This is a genomic window from Streptomyces sp. NPDC041135 (assembly GCF_055592085.1).
On the sequence record NZ_JBVIYZ010000003.1, the window covers coordinates 543,376 to 556,330 of the forward strand.

Here is a 12,955-nt window from a genome sequence, read left to right on the forward strand (position 1 = left end):
GAGCCCGCTCAGGCGCTCTTGCGGCAGAGGATCTCCCCGTGCAGCACGGCGAACCAGCCGTCCTCGGCCGCGCTCCACTCCCGCCACGCCCGGGAGACGGCCCGCAGCCCCTCGGGGGTGGTGTGGCCGCCCTCCGTGGCCCGCTCGGCGTAGGCGGAGGCCACGGTGCGGTCCGCCCACAGCCCGCCCCACCACTGCCGTTCCCCGGCGGTGGAGAAGGTCCACGTGCTGGAGGTGGCGGTGATGTCCGACAGCCCGGTGGCCAGCGCCCAGGACTTCAGCCGGCGCCCGGCGTCCGGCTCGCCCCCGTTGGCGCGGGCGACCCGCAGGTACAGCTCCAGCCAGTCGTCCAGGCCCGGCAGGGACGGGTACCAGGTCATGGCCGAGTAGTCCGAGTCGCGGACGGCGATGTAACCGCCGGGCCGGGTCACCCGGTGCATCTCCCGCAGCGCTTGGACGGGGTCGCCGACGTGCTGGAGCACCTGGTGGGCGTGGACCACGCAGAAGGTGTCGTCGGGGAAGTCCAGCGCGTGCACGTCGGCGACCCGGAAGTCGGTGTTCGCCAGCCCGCGGGCGGCCGCCGTGGCCCGGGCCTGTTCCAGCACGCCGGCCGCGTGGTCGACGCCGGTGACCCGGCCGTCGGGGACCAGCTCGGCCAGGTCGGCGGTGATGGTGCCCGGACCGCAGCCGATGTCCAGGATCCTCATGTGCGGCTTGAGCGAGCCGAGCAGATAGGCCGCGGAGTTCGCGGCGGTCCGCCAGGTGTGCGAGCGCAGCACCGACTCGTGGTGCCCGTGCGTGTAGACGGCCGTTTCCCGCGCCTCCGGCATGGCTGTGCCCCTTCTCGTCCGCTCGTCGTCCCGGCGCGGCCGAAGCCCCGTCCGGTACGCCTCACCGTACGCGGGCGAATCGAATCGTGAGATACGCGTTTTACTATGTGGACAACCGGTCGGGGGCGGCCGGGATCTGACGAGCCGTCATGCACTCTCGTGGGGCGGGAGCCGGTGGGGATCGGGGACCGGCTGGAGGTCAGGACGCGGGCAGCGGGCGGTAGACCGTCAGGGCCTCGGGCAGCTTCTCCAGGCGCACCTCGCCGCCGACCTCGACGACCTCGCCGTCGAAGGCGAGCGGGGTGCCCGGCGCGACGCCGGTCAGCCGCAGCCGGTTCACCTGCACCGCCGCGTGGGCGGGGGAGCGGGTCAGCGGACCGGCGAGCGCGGCGGACAGCAGGCGCAGCGCCGGCCGGCGGCTGCCGTGCACCACCCGCACGTCGAACAGCCCGTCGGCGAGGTCGGTGCGCCGGCCCGGTGCCAGCCCCATCCGGCGGTACATGCCGTTGCCGACGAACAGCAGCCACATCGGCCGCCGCTCACCGCCGACCTCCACCTCCAGGGGGTGCCGGTCCGCACGCAGCACGCGCAGCGCCCCGAGCACCCCGGCGGGCCAGCCGCCGATCCGGGGCGACCAGCGCTCCCGCTCCCGCACCAGCTCCGGATAGACGCCCAGGCTGAAGGTGTTGAGGAAGACGCCGTCCCGGCCGCCGGCGGCGAACCGGCCGACGTCCACCCGGACCGCCTCGCCCTGCCGGACGGCCCGGGCGAGGGCGCGCTCGTCCTCGATGCCGAGGTCGTAGGCGAAGTGGTTGAGGGTGCCGCCGGGCAGCACCGCCAGCGGCAGGCCGTGGTGCAGGGCGACCGACGCCGCCGCGTTCACCGTGCCGTCGCCGCCGCAGACCCCCAGCACCTTCGCGCGCCCGGCGGCCTTCTCCAGTTCCTCCCCGACATCCTCGGGATCGCACTCGACGATCTCCGCCCCGGGCAGCGCGTTGTGCAGCGCGCGCACCCGGTCCGAGGTGCCGGAGGCGCGGTTGGCGACCACGACGAGACCCTCGCCCTCGGGCAGCGCCGGGGCGGAGGTGCGCGGCCGCGCGGGCGGCGCGACCTGGCTGCGCGTGGGCACCAGGGCCCGTACGGCGAACGCGGCGCCCGCGCCGAGGGCCGCGCCCGCCAGCACGTCACTCGGGAAGTGCGCGCCCGTGTAGACGCGGGAGGCGGCGACGGAGAACGCCACCGGCGCCACCACCGCGCCCCAGGCCGGCGACTCCAGGGCGACGCCGGCCGCGAAGGCCGCCGCCGACGCCGCGTGCCCGGACGGGAACGACGTGGTGATCGGCTGCCGCTTCAGCCGGCGGGCCAGCGGCACCGGGTCCAGCCGGGGGCGCGGGCGGCGCACCGAGCGCTTGCCGAGGGTGTTGACGGTCAGGGAGGCCAGCGTGAGGGAGGCCAGTCCCCGGGCGGCCGCGCGGCGGGCCCGCGGGGTGCGGCTGGCCGCCAGGGCGGCGGCGGTGGCGAACCACAGCACGCCGTGGTTGGCGCTGCGGCTCAGCCGGGGCAGCACCGGTCCGGCGGCGGGCCAGTCCCGTTCGGCGGCGACCTCGAACAGCCGGGAGTCGAGGGCGAGCAGCCGCTCACGCAGGGCGTGCCGGCCGGGCTTCAGGGCGGTCAGGTCGACGTCTGGGCTCATGCCCTTGCAGTTACCCTGAAGCGGCCGTTTCTTGTGTGCCCCCGGTGCCACCGACCCGAGAGGACCACCCGGATGCGTCTGCTGCTCGTCCGCCACGGCCAGACTCCGACCAACGTCGACTACCTGCTGGACACGGCCGCGCCCGGCCCCGGTCTGACCCCGCTCGGCGAGCGGCAGGCCGCCGCGCTGCCCGAGGTCCTCGCCGGTGAGGACATCGAGGCGCTGTACGCCTCCACCCTGGTCCGCACCCAGCTCACGGCCGCGCCGCTGGCCGCCGTCCGGGGCCTGGAGGTGCGCGTGCGCGACGGCATCCGGGAGCTGTCCGCGGGGGACCTGGAGATGGCGTCCGGCCACTCCCCGCAGGGTGAGGTGTACATCCGGACGGTGTTCGCGTGGGCGGCCGGCGACACCGCGCTGCGGATGCCCGGCGGGGAGAGCGGCACGGAGGCGCTGGCCCGGTACGACGCGGTGGTCGCGGAGGCCGCCGCGAGCGGTGCCGGGACCGTCGTCATGATCAGTCACGGCGCCGCGATCCGGGTGTGGACGGCCGCGCGCGCCGCCAACGTGGACGTGCCGTTCGCCGCCTCCCGGCCGTTGGACAACACCGGCGTGGTGATCCTGGAGGGCTCGCCCGCGGACGGCTGGAAGGCCCTGTCCTGGGCGGGCGCCACGGTGACGCCCGCGGGCGGGGGCGGCCCGGCCGGCGAGCCGCTGGCGAACGGGCCGTCGGCGGGCGGGCCCCGGGCGGACGAGCCGTCGCCGGGCGAGCCGCCGGTGGACGTGGACGGGCCGGTGCGCGGGGAGGCCGCCGGCCGGTGACCGCGGCGGCCGCCCGCGGCCGCGGACGGTGACCGCCCGCCCCCGCGGAGGCCGGCCGCCGGATATGGGTTTGCCCCGGGTCGGGGGCGCCGCCCAGAATGCCTCCCCATGGGACATCTGGAAGCCGCGCACCTGGAGTATCACCTCCCCGACGGGAGGACCCTGCTCGGGGACGTGTCCTTCCGGGTCGGCGAGGGCGCCGTCGTCGCCCTCGTCGGCCCCAACGGGGCGGGCAAGACCACCCTGCTGCGACTGATCTCCGGCGAGCTGAAACCGCACGCCGGCACGGTCACCGTCAGCGGCGGGCTGGGGGTGATGCGCCAGTTCGTGGGATCCGTACGGGACGAGACGACCGTGCGCGACCTGCTGGTCTCCGTGGCACCGCCCGGCATCCGCGCGGCCGCCCGGGCCGTCGACGTCGCCGAGCACGCCCTGATGACCGTGGACGACGAGGCCGCCCAGCTCCAGTACGCCCAGGCCCTGGCCGACTGGGCGGAGGTGCGCGGCTACGAGTCCGAGACCCTGTGGGACATGTGCACCACGGCCGCGCTCGGCATGCCCTACGAGCGGGCCCAGTGGCGCGAGGTGCGCACCCTCTCCGGCGGCGAGCAGAAGCGGCTGGTGCTGGAGGCGCTGCTGCGCGGCACCGACGAGGTGCTGCTGCTGGACGAGCCGGACAACTACCTCGACGTGCCCGGCAAGCGCTGGCTGGAGGAGCGGCTGCGGGAGACCCGCAAGACGGTCCTGTTCGTCTCCCACGACCGGGAGCTGCTCTCCCGGGCCGCCGAGAAGATCGTCTCCGTCGAGCCCGGCCCGGCCGGCGCCGACGCCTGGGTGCACGGCGGCGGCTTCGCCACCTACCACGAGGCCCGCCGCGAGCGCTTCGCCCGCTTCGAGGAGCTGCGCCGCCGCTGGGACGAGAAGCACGCCCAGCTGAAGAAGCTGGTGCTGAACCTGCGGCAGGCCGCCGCGGTCAGCCATGAGATGGCCTCCCGCTACCAGGCCGCCCAGACCCGGCTGCGCAAGTTCGAGGAGGCGGGACCGCCCCCGGAGCCGCCCCGGGAGCAGGACATCACCATGCGGCTGAAGGGCGGCCGCACCGGGGTGCGGGCCGTCACCTGCGAGGCCCTGGAACTGACCGGCCTGATGAAACCCTTCGACCTGGAGGTCTTCTACGGCGAACGGGTCGCGGTCCTCGGCTCCAACGGCTCCGGCAAGTCGCACTTCCTGCGCCTGCTCGCGGGCGAGGAGGTCGCGCACTCGGGGACGTGGAAGCTCGGCGCCCGGGTCGTGCCGGGCCACTTCGCGCAGACCCACGCCCACCCGGAGCTGCGCGGCCGCACCCTGCTGGACATCCTGTGGAAGAACCACGCCCAGGACCGGGGCGCGGCGATGTCCCGGCTGCGCCGCTACGAACTCACCGGCCAGGCCGAGCAGGCCTTCGAGCGGCTTTCCGGCGGCCAGCAGGCCCGCTTCCAGATCCTGCTGCTGGAGCTGGCCGGCTCCACCGTCCTGCTCCTGGACGAGCCGACGGACAACCTGGACCTGGAGTCGGCCGAAGCCCTCCAGGAGGGTCTTGAGGCCTTCGACGGGACGGTCCTCGCGGTCACCCATGACCGCTGGTTCGCGCGCGCCTTCGACCGCTACCTGGTCTTCGGCAGCGACGGCCGGGTCCGCGAGACGCCGGAGCCGGTCTGGGACGAGCGGCGGGTGGAGCGGGCCCGGTAGCCGCACGCACCGGGCCGCCGGCGGGCCCGCGGCGTCCTCGGGGCGACTGCCCGGGGACGTCCGCGCCGGGCGGGGTACTCGTACCGCATGAACGCACACGACGAGCGGGGCACCACGGCGACCGGGGTCGACCCCGGCCGGCTGGACGACCAGCAGCTCATGAAGGAGCTGGAGACGATCCACCGCACGCGCCACGACACCTTGTTGTACGGCTCGAACGACGCCCTGCGCGCCCACAACGAGCGCATGGCCCAGCTGGAGGGCGAGTACCTGCGCCGCAATCCGCGCCGCCTGGTCAGCGCCGCCCGCACCCGCGAGGGCGCGCGGGAGCGCGGCAGCGGCGAGGACACCACCCCGGGCACCCCGGCGACCTGAGCCGGCCCCGAACCGCGGTCGGCCCCCACGCGCCACCGGGCGTCGTGGGGGCCGGTGCGGTTGCTACGAGGCGGCCTGGCCGGCGAACACGTGCAGGAACGTGTCGCAGAAGGCCTTCAGGTCGTCGGGCTTACGGCTGGTGACCAGCTGGTTGGAGCCGTGGTCGCAGATCTTGACCTGCTCGTCCACCCAGGTGCCGCCCGCGTTGCGGATGTCCGTCCGCAGGCTGGGCCAGGAGGTGAGCACCCGGCCGCGCAGGACGTCCGCCTCGACCAGCGTCCAGGGGGCGTGGCAGATCGCGGCGACCGGCCGGCCCTGGTCGAAGAACTCCTTCACGAACGCGACGGCCTTCTCGTCCGTCCGCAGGAAGTCCGGGTTGGCCACTCCGCCCGGCAGTACCAGGCCGCCGAAGGAGCCCGCGGACGTCTCGCCCACCACCTCGTCGACGGGGAAGGTGTCCGCCTTGTCGAGGTGGTCGAAGGCCTGGATCTCACCGGGCTCGGTCGACACCAGCACCGGTTCGTGCCCGGCGTCGGAAGCCGCCTTCCACGGCTCGGTCAGCTCGACCTGTTCGACGCCCTCGGGCGCCACCAGGAATGCGATACGCAAGGTGATCAACTTCCTTTCGGGGCGTTGTGGCGGGCCTCCCCGGCCCGCGTGTGCTTCGTCTGCGGTGCCGTCGCCGCGGGCCGCCGGTCGCGGTGGCCCGGGCCCGGTCAGTCCCGGCCCACCAGCGCCTCGGCCAGCTGCTGGACGTTGTCGTAGCGCGCCGCCTGCGGCAGCCGGGCCACCGGCTCGGTCAGCGCGTCGGGCGCGTGGTTGCGGCGCAGGGCCCGGGTCAGCTCGCCCGGCCCGGCCGGGAAGGGGCCGCGGCCCAGGATCCGGGCCAGCTCCAGCCGGACCGTCTCCATCGACGTGCCGGCCTGCCCGGGAGTCACCGGGCCGCCCCACACCTGGGGGTCGTCCTCGGCGGTCGGTTCCGGGTCGTTCCACTCCTCGGTGTGCGTGGGGTGCCCGGACCTGAGCAGGCCCTGCAGCTCGTGTTTCATCTCGTCGTCCCGGTGGACGCTCAGCCGGTCGCTGCCTCGCTGCATGTGTCCCTCCAGATCCTCGGGTCCGCTCCGCGTACCCGGGTGCGGCGAGCCGACACCGGCGGTCCCGGCCCGGTATGCGGCGGTTCGCCGTCAGCGTTGCTCCCGGTACGCCGCCCCCACCTCGGCCAGGCTGCGGGAGAGGGTCGCGCAGTTCGCCGTGGCGTAGCTGACGACCAGGGCCGGCGGGCCCCCGGCGGCGGACACCGCGTAGTGGCGGCCGCCGCGCAGCAGGACCGAGCGGCGGCGGGCGGCCCGGACCAGGGCCTGTTCGTCGATGTGCGGCGGCAGCCGGACGTACGCCTGGAGACCGGCGGCGGCGCCCACCTGCCAGGCGCCCGGCAGCTGGGCGCGCACCAGGGCGTGCACGGTACGCCGGCGACGGCGGAACTCGGTGCGCAGCCTGCGCTGGTGGCGGTCGAAGGCACCGGTGTCGATGAACCGCGCGAAGGCGAGCTGTTCGAACCCGGAGCAGCCGATGTCCCAGCCCGCGCGGACATGGTCGACCGAGGCCATGAATTCCGGCGGGCCCACCAGCCAGCCGAGCCGCAGCGCCGGGGCCAGCGTCTTGCTGGCGCTGCCCGCGTAGACGACGCGGTCCGGTGCGAGGCTCTGCAGCGCGGGCAGCCGGTCGGCGAGGTCCAGCAGGCCGCTGTCGAAGTCGTCCTCCAGCACGTGACCGCCGGTTTCGCGGGCCCAGGCGATGAGCTGCTCGCGGCGGTGCGGGCTCAGCCGTACGCCGGTCGGGAACTGGTTGGCGGGAGTGACCAGCACCGCCCGCGCGCCGCAGGCCGCGAGGGCCGCCACGTCGAGTCCCTCCTCGTCGACGGGGACGCCGACGGGCCGCAGCCCCGAGGTGGCGATGAACTCGCGTTCCCCGGGATGGCCGGGGTCCTCGACGGCCAGGGTGGTGTGCCCCCGGTCGAGCAGGACCCGGCACAGCAGCGCCAGCCCCTGGGCGAAGCCGGAGGTGATCATCAGGTCCTCGGGCCGGTTGCGCACCCCGCGGACCCGGCCCAGGTATCCGGTCAGGACGTGCCGGGCGTGGGCGACACCGGCCGGCGGGGCGTACCCGAACTCCTGGTGGGCGGCCTCGGTGATCACGGCGGTCACACAGCGCAGCCACTCCGTGCGCGGGAAGTCCGCGGTGTTGGAGGTGCCGGTGCGCAGGTCCCACAGGCCCTCGGGGGCCGGTTCCTCGGCGAGTGGAGCGCGGGCGGAGGCGGCCGCCCCGGCTCCGCCGCGCTCGGTGACGCAGGTGCCCGAACCCCGGCGGCCGGTCAGATATCCCTCGGCCGTCAGCTGGTCGTAGGCCTCGACCACGACGCTGCGGGAAACTCCGATGTCGGCGGCGAGCTGACGGCTGGAAGGGATACGAATTCCCGGCTTCAAAGTTCCGTTCTCAACTGAAGCGCGGAGGGAGTCGCGTATCTGCAGGGCCAGGGGGAGCCGCGAATTCCGGTCCACCGTGAGGGCGATGTGCCGCGACAAGTGGTCTGCTCCTGAAGGGCCGAAGTGGTATGGCCGGGGCATTGAAACATTTGATGGAGTTGTCTCGCACGCGCATTCGGGTGCCGGTCACCACCGGCGGCTGGTGCAGCAGGGGGGAATCCGGCCGACGAGGTCCGGAGCGTGCGGTGTGCGGCGCGGTGCCCGGAGAAGGCACGCCCGCGGTCATTTGAGGTCCATTCCTCGACGCCCCTGCGGTCATGGAGATCGAAAGGCAAGCGTTGTGTCATTGGTTTCGGTGGAATCGGCTGCGGCGTCGCCGCACCCATCAGGCGCACAGGCGCCGCCTTCCGGAATGGCCCATTCAGGTCGGGGGGCGGCCGCAGGGGATCCGCGGACGGCCGAAGTCGCGGTGCGGGTGACGGCGGAGGACATTCCCCACGTCGACGCCCTCAATCTCTACCAGGAATTGTCCGCCACCCGGGCAGCGGGTGACATCTATCTCTTCGAGAGCCTCGACGGCCCCGACCAGGACCGGCACTTCGCGGCCGTCGGCTGCGGCCGGCTGGCCGAACTGCGGGTCTACGCCGACCGCGTGGACCTCATCGCGCCCGGCGCCCTCGGCGAGGCGCTCGCCGCCGCGGTCACGGCCGCGGCCGCCCGCGCGCCGAGGACCGCCGACACCACCCGCAGCTGGCCGCTGGACGGTCCGGACACCGTCTGGCGGGTGCTGCGCGCGGCCCAGGGCGTGTTCGACGTCGACACCGACGTGCCCACCGGGACCTTCGCGTTCGGGTTCCTCACCACCCTCTCCTACGAGGCCGCCTGGGCCATGGAGGAGCTGCCCGCCCAGCGCTCCGGCTCGGACCTGCCCCGCTGCACGCTCACCCTGTTCAAGGACACCGTCTGGTACGACCTGCGCGACGGCGGGGCCCGCCACCTCGCCGCCCACGGACCGTACCTCGGCGGCCCCGCCCCGGACCTGCGGGCCGCTCTGGACCGGGCCCGGTCGCTGGGTCCCGCGCGGGCGGCGGTGCCGGACGCGCCCGAGCCGGCCTCGGTGCGCGGCACGGTGGACGAGGAGACGTTCGTCCGCCGGGCCGAGCGGTGCCTGGAACACATCGGGGTCGGGGACAGCTACCAGATCCAGATCGGCCACCGCATCGACGTGGAGACCGACCTGACGCCCCTTCAGGTGTACCGGCGGCTGGGCCACCGCAACCCGTCGCCGTACATGTACCTGGTGCCCTGGGCGGGCCGCACGGTCATCGGGGCCAGCCCCGAGCTGTTCGTGCGCATCAAGGACGGCGACATCTCCATGCGGCCCATCGCGGGCACCACACCCCGGGCCGCCGATCCCGCCGAGGACGCCCGCCGGGTCGCCGGGCTGCGCGCCAGTGCCAAGGAGCGGGCCGAGCACGTCATGCTGGTCGACCTGTGCCGCAACGACATCGGGCGGGTGTGCGTGCCGGACACGCTGCGCGTCGACACGATGATGGAGGTGGAACCCTTCGCGTACGTCCACCACCTGGTGTCGACCGTCTCCGGGCGGGTCCGCGACGGCCTCGACGTCTGGGCGTCGATCTGCGCCACCTTCCCCGCGGGCACCATGACCGGCGCGCCGAAGCTGCGCGCCATGGAGATCATCAACGACCTGGAGGAGGAGCCGCGCGGCATCTACGCCGGCGCCCTCGGCCTCGTCGACGTGCGCGGGTTCGCCGTCCTGGCGCTGTGCATCCGCACGGCCGTCCACGACGGTGTCCGCTACAGCACGCAGGCGTCGGCGGGGGTGGTCGCGGACTCGGAGCCGGCCGCCGAATGGCGCGAGACGCTGGCCAAGATGAGCGCCACGTACTGGGCGCTGACCGGTGAGGAGCTGCTCGCATGAGGGTCCTGCTGGTGGACGCGTACGACAGCTTCAGCCACATCATCGACCAGTACCTGCTCAGCCTCGGCGCGCACACCGACGTGGTGCGCTCACGCACCCGCCCGGTGGAGGCGCTGGTGGCCTCCGCACCCGACGCGGTGGTCCTCGGCCCCGGGCCCGGGCACCCGGCGGACTCCGGCCACGTCGAGCTGGTGCACGCCTTCGCCGGACGCGTCCCGCTGCTCGGGGTGTGCCTGGGGCACCAGGCCATCGGCCTCGCCTACGGGGCGCGGATCGCCGTCGCCGAGCGGCTGATGCACGGCAAGACCAGCCCCGTAGATCACGACGGGCAGGGCGTCTTCGCCGGCGCCCCGCGCCCCCTGACGGCCACCCGCTACCACTCCCTGGTGATCAAGGACCCGGCCGCGCCGCTCGTGGTCACGGCCACGTCCACGGACGACGGCTGCGTGATGGGCGTACGCCACGAGGCCCTGGACGTCGAAGGGGTCCAGTTCCACCCGGAGAGCGTCATGACCCAGGACGGGATGCGGCTGTTCGGCAACTTCCTGGCCCGGGCCGCCGCACCCGCCACCGCCCTGCGGTAACCCTCCGCGGGCTCCTACCGCCGCCGGCGCGGCGACGGCACCTCACACCCGCGCCCACGCCCTGCCGCCGACGCCAGGGCTCCTCCCGCACGGGTCCACCACGTCGCCGTATCCCGCGGGCCCGCACCCGGCCCGGCGCCCCGGGGCGCCCCGATCCCGCGGCACGACCACCGTCCCGCCGCGCCCTCCGGCCCACCGCACGCCCATCACCGTGCGCGCCCGCCCGGCCCGCCGCACGCCCACCGCCGTGCACGCCCCGCCTGTCCCGGCCCACCGCACGGCCGCCCACCACGGCGGTGCTCCGCCACGCCTCCGCGCGACCCGGGCCACCCCGGCGCGCCCCGGCACGCCCGCGCACCGCACACCGTCGAACGCACGAAGGAACCAGACGCCCATGTGGCTTCCCACGCACGGACCCGCGGCCGAGTTCGCCGCCCGCTACCTCGACCTGCACCGCGCCTTCTACGCCCGCACCCTGCCCGCCGCGGCCCTCGACGACTGGCGCCGCCGGCAGCTGGCCGCGGTCCTGGAGCAGGTCAGCACCGGCTCACCGTTCTACGCACGCCACCTGAAACAGGCCGACCTGTCCGCCGTCACCCCGGACGACCTGACGGCGCTGCCCTTCACCACCAAGGCCCATCTGCGCGAGGAGATGCTGAACGTCCTGAGCCGGCCACTCGCCGAGGCCCTCTTCTTCTACGAGACGACCGGCACCACGGGCCGCGCCACGCCCTGCCCGCGCGACGGGCGGGAGATCGTCGCCAGCAACGCCCACGTCACCGAGTCGTGGGCGTCGATCTTCCGGCACCACTTCGGCGCGCACGCCCCGCGCATCGGCCTGATGGGCCCCACCGAAGTGCACTCCTTCGGCGACACGCTCGGCGACGTCGCCCGCAACACCGGCTCCCTGAATGCCAAGATCTGGCCCTACTCCCCGGTCATCGGCTTCCAGAAGGCGCTTCAGCTGATGAAGGACCTCGAACTCGAGGTCATCTGCTGCACGCCCGGCGTCGCCCTCACCCTCGCCAAGGCCGCCGAACACTACGGCTACGACCTGCGGCGCGACTTCGCGGTCAAGCTCCTCTTCGTCACCGGCGAGATGTGCACCCCCGCGCTCGCCCACAACCTGGAGACGGTCTGGGGCGCCGACGTCTACAACATCCTCTACGGCTCCCAGGAGGCCTTCGTCGTCGCCACCGCCTGCCGCAACAAGCGGATGCACCTGTCCCAGACCAACTACATCGTCGAGGTCGTCGACCCCGAGACCGGTGAGTCCGGCGGCCCGCGCGGCACCGGCGAACTGACCGTGACCATGCTGATGGACGGGGTGAAACCGCTGGTCCGCTACCGCACCGGCGACGTCGTCGACGTGACGGAGTCCGACTGCGACTGCGAGCTGCCCGGCGACCTCGTCCGCATCGTCGGGCGCACCCTGGACCGCATCGACCTCGGCGGACGCCGGTTCACGGCCGGCCAGATCGAGACGGCCGTGATGACGGGCGTCACCGGGTCGGCCGGCTACCAGGTGGTCATCGAACAGGACACCGCCGGGCAGGACCGGCTCACCGTGCGCCTGGAGCTGCTCTCCGGCCTGGTCGCCGACCCCGGGGAGCTGGCCGGCGCGGTACGCGCCCGGACGGCCGACGCGCTCGGGGTGCCCGTCACCGTCGAACTCAGCGACGGACTCGACCCGATCGTCAGCACCGGCGCGTTCGTGAGCTGGAAGGCCGCCCGCGTGGTCGACCGGCGCACCGCGGCCGACCACGAGACCTCGGTGGCCCAGCGGATGGCGGCGAACCGTGGCTATGCGAACTGACCTGGCGGCCGGCCCCACCCGGGCGGCGCCGCTGCCCCGCACCCTGACCAGCGAGTACGCCGCGCGCTGGAGCGAACTGTCCGACCGGTGGGCGGCGCGCCCCGGCTCACTGCTCGGCACGCTCGGCCCCGCCGGGACCTCCAGCGACCTGGTCGCCCGGTACCTCGCGGCCGAACACGGCCTGCGCGTGGAGCTGTTCGACACCTTCGACGACGTCCTGGACCACCTGGTGCGCCGCCGCGTCGACTTCGCCCTCGTACCGAGCGCCTACGCGGGCCTCACCCGCTTCCACTGGCACCGGGACCTGCGCCTGCGCGCCTTCTTCCCGCGCGCCACCCCGGAGTACGGCATCGCCGCCACGAGCGGCCGGTTCCCGCCCGGCGACGGGCCGGTGTCCGTCGCCGCCATGTGGGAGGTGCGGCGCATCTACGCCGAGGTGGTCCCGCCGGGCCTGCGTGGCCGGGACGTCGACTGGGTGGACGCCTCCTCCACCCAGCACGCCGCCGGCATCGTCGCCGGCGGCGGCGCCCAGCTCGCGGTGACCAACGCCCCCGGAGTGCGCACACACGGACTGCGCTGGGTGGCGTCCCGCCCCGGCGCGGAGATCCTCTGGACGCTCTTCGACCACGCGCGGGAGCCCGGGGAACCCTCCGCCGCCGACCAGCAACCCTGATCACAGGAG

12 protein-coding genes are annotated in these 12,955 nt (G+C 74.4%); 7 read left to right on the forward strand and 5 right to left on the reverse strand.

Features of this window, described 5'->3' with window-relative positions; all coding sequences use genetic code 11:
- Positions 1-8: 8 nt before the first annotated feature.
- Entirely contained in the window at positions 9-830 is an 822-nt protein-coding gene (locus ACZ6CZ_RS10640; RefSeq protein WP_469017684.1) for a class I SAM-dependent methyltransferase, read from the reverse strand.
- A gap of 199 nt (positions 831-1,029) precedes the next feature.
- Complete coding sequence (locus ACZ6CZ_RS10645) at positions 1,030-2,523, reverse strand: phosphatase PAP2 family protein (RefSeq protein WP_469017687.1); 1,494 nt, start codon at positions 2,521-2,523, stop codon at positions 1,030-1,032.
- Positions 2,524-2,595: 72 nt separating this feature from the next.
- Here ACZ6CZ_RS10645 and ACZ6CZ_RS10650 point away from each other — a divergent pair, with 72 nt between their 5' ends.
- The 3 genes from ACZ6CZ_RS10650 to ACZ6CZ_RS10660 all read left to right on the forward strand — a co-directional run bounded on the left by ACZ6CZ_RS10650 (position 2,596) and on the right by ACZ6CZ_RS10660 (position 5,445).
- Positions 2,596-3,342 carry a histidine phosphatase family protein gene (locus ACZ6CZ_RS10650; protein ID WP_469017689.1) on the forward strand — a complete coding sequence of 249 codons (747 nt, stop codon included), beginning with the start codon at positions 2,596-2,598 and terminating at the stop codon, positions 3,340-3,342.
- 108 nt (positions 3,343-3,450) lie between these two features.
- Positions 3,451-5,070 carry an ABC-F family ATP-binding cassette domain-containing protein gene (locus ACZ6CZ_RS10655; RefSeq protein ID WP_469017691.1) on the forward strand — a complete coding sequence of 540 codons (1,620 nt, stop codon included), beginning with the start codon at positions 3,451-3,453 and terminating at the stop codon, positions 5,068-5,070.
- Positions 5,071-5,157: 87 nt separating this feature from the next.
- Positions 5,158-5,445, forward strand: a complete 288-nt coding sequence (locus tag ACZ6CZ_RS10660; RefSeq protein ID WP_469017693.1) for a DUF6158 family protein — start codon at positions 5,158-5,160, stop codon at positions 5,443-5,445.
- A 63-nt stretch (positions 5,446-5,508) separates the two neighbouring features.
- On the opposite strand, the gene ACZ6CZ_RS10665 is transcribed toward ACZ6CZ_RS10660, so the two are convergent.
- The 3 genes from ACZ6CZ_RS10665 to pdxR all read right to left on the reverse strand — a co-directional run bounded on the left by ACZ6CZ_RS10665 (position 5,509) and on the right by pdxR (position 8,069).
- On the reverse strand, positions 5,509-6,054 hold the full coding sequence (locus ACZ6CZ_RS10665; RefSeq protein WP_469017695.1) for a type 1 glutamine amidotransferase domain-containing protein: 546 nt from the start codon (positions 6,052-6,054) through the stop codon (positions 5,509-5,511).
- A 107-nt stretch (positions 6,055-6,161) separates the two neighbouring features.
- A complete protein-coding gene (locus tag ACZ6CZ_RS10670) occupies positions 6,162-6,539 on the reverse strand; it encodes a DUF2795 domain-containing protein (RefSeq protein WP_469017698.1) in 378 nt (125 codons plus the stop codon).
- A gap of 90 nt (positions 6,540-6,629) precedes the next feature.
- A complete protein-coding gene (pdxR, locus tag ACZ6CZ_RS10675) occupies positions 6,630-8,069 on the reverse strand; it encodes a MocR-like pyridoxine biosynthesis transcription factor PdxR (RefSeq protein WP_469017700.1) in 1,440 nt (479 codons plus the stop codon).
- Positions 8,070-8,403: 334 nt separating this feature from the next.
- Here pdxR and ACZ6CZ_RS10680 point away from each other — a divergent pair, with 334 nt between their 5' ends.
- The 4 genes from ACZ6CZ_RS10680 to ACZ6CZ_RS10695 all read left to right on the forward strand — a co-directional run bounded on the left by ACZ6CZ_RS10680 (position 8,404) and on the right by ACZ6CZ_RS10695 (position 12,946).
- Positions 8,404-9,873, forward strand: a complete 1,470-nt coding sequence (locus tag ACZ6CZ_RS10680) for an anthranilate synthase component I family protein (RefSeq protein WP_469017702.1) — start codon at positions 8,404-8,406, stop codon at positions 9,871-9,873.
- Positions 9,870-10,457 (forward strand): anthranilate synthase component II, encoded by a 588-nt coding sequence (locus ACZ6CZ_RS10685; RefSeq protein WP_469017705.1) that lies wholly within the window; start codon positions 9,870-9,872, stop codon positions 10,455-10,457. The genes ACZ6CZ_RS10680 and ACZ6CZ_RS10685 overlap by 4 nt, the downstream gene beginning before the upstream one ends.
- Positions 10,458-10,851: 394 nt before the next feature.
- Entirely contained in the window at positions 10,852-12,273 is a 1,422-nt protein-coding gene (locus ACZ6CZ_RS10690) for a phenylacetate--CoA ligase family protein (RefSeq protein WP_469017707.1), read from the forward strand.
- Positions 12,257-12,946 carry a hypothetical protein gene (locus ACZ6CZ_RS10695; RefSeq protein ID WP_469017709.1) on the forward strand — a complete coding sequence of 230 codons (690 nt, stop codon included), beginning with the start codon at positions 12,257-12,259 and terminating at the stop codon, positions 12,944-12,946. Before ACZ6CZ_RS10690 ends, ACZ6CZ_RS10695 begins: the two co-directional genes overlap by 17 nt.
- The last annotated feature ends 9 nt before the right edge of the window (positions 12,947-12,955 follow it).

What these genes read in the sequence shown, in the direction of transcription:
- ACZ6CZ_RS10640 (WP_469017684.1), bottom strand. Translation starts at nt 830, where the DNA reads ATGCCGGAGGCGCGGGAAACGGCCGTCTACACGCACGGGCACCACGAG.
- ACZ6CZ_RS10645 (WP_469017687.1), bottom strand. Translation starts at nt 2,523, where the DNA reads ATGAGCCCAGACGTCGACCTGACCGCCCTGAAGCCCGGCCGGCACGCC.
- ACZ6CZ_RS10650 (WP_469017689.1), top strand. Translation starts at nt 2,596, where the DNA reads ATGCGTCTGCTGCTCGTCCGCCACGGCCAGACTCCGACCAACGTCGAC.
- ACZ6CZ_RS10655 (WP_469017691.1), top strand. Translation starts at nt 3,451, where the DNA reads ATGGGACATCTGGAAGCCGCGCACCTGGAGTATCACCTCCCCGACGGG.
- ACZ6CZ_RS10660 (WP_469017693.1), top strand. Translation starts at nt 5,158, where the DNA reads ATGAACGCACACGACGAGCGGGGCACCACGGCGACCGGGGTCGACCCC.
- ACZ6CZ_RS10670 (WP_469017698.1), bottom strand. Translation starts at nt 6,539, where the DNA reads ATGCAGCGAGGCAGCGACCGGCTGAGCGTCCACCGGGACGACGAGATG.
- pdxR (WP_469017700.1), bottom strand. Translation starts at nt 8,069, where the DNA reads ATGCCCCGGCCATACCACTTCGGCCCTTCAGGAGCAGACCACTTGTCG.
- ACZ6CZ_RS10685 (WP_469017705.1), top strand. Translation starts at nt 9,870, where the DNA reads ATGAGGGTCCTGCTGGTGGACGCGTACGACAGCTTCAGCCACATCATC.
- ACZ6CZ_RS10690 (WP_469017707.1), top strand. Translation starts at nt 10,852, where the DNA reads ATGTGGCTTCCCACGCACGGACCCGCGGCCGAGTTCGCCGCCCGCTAC.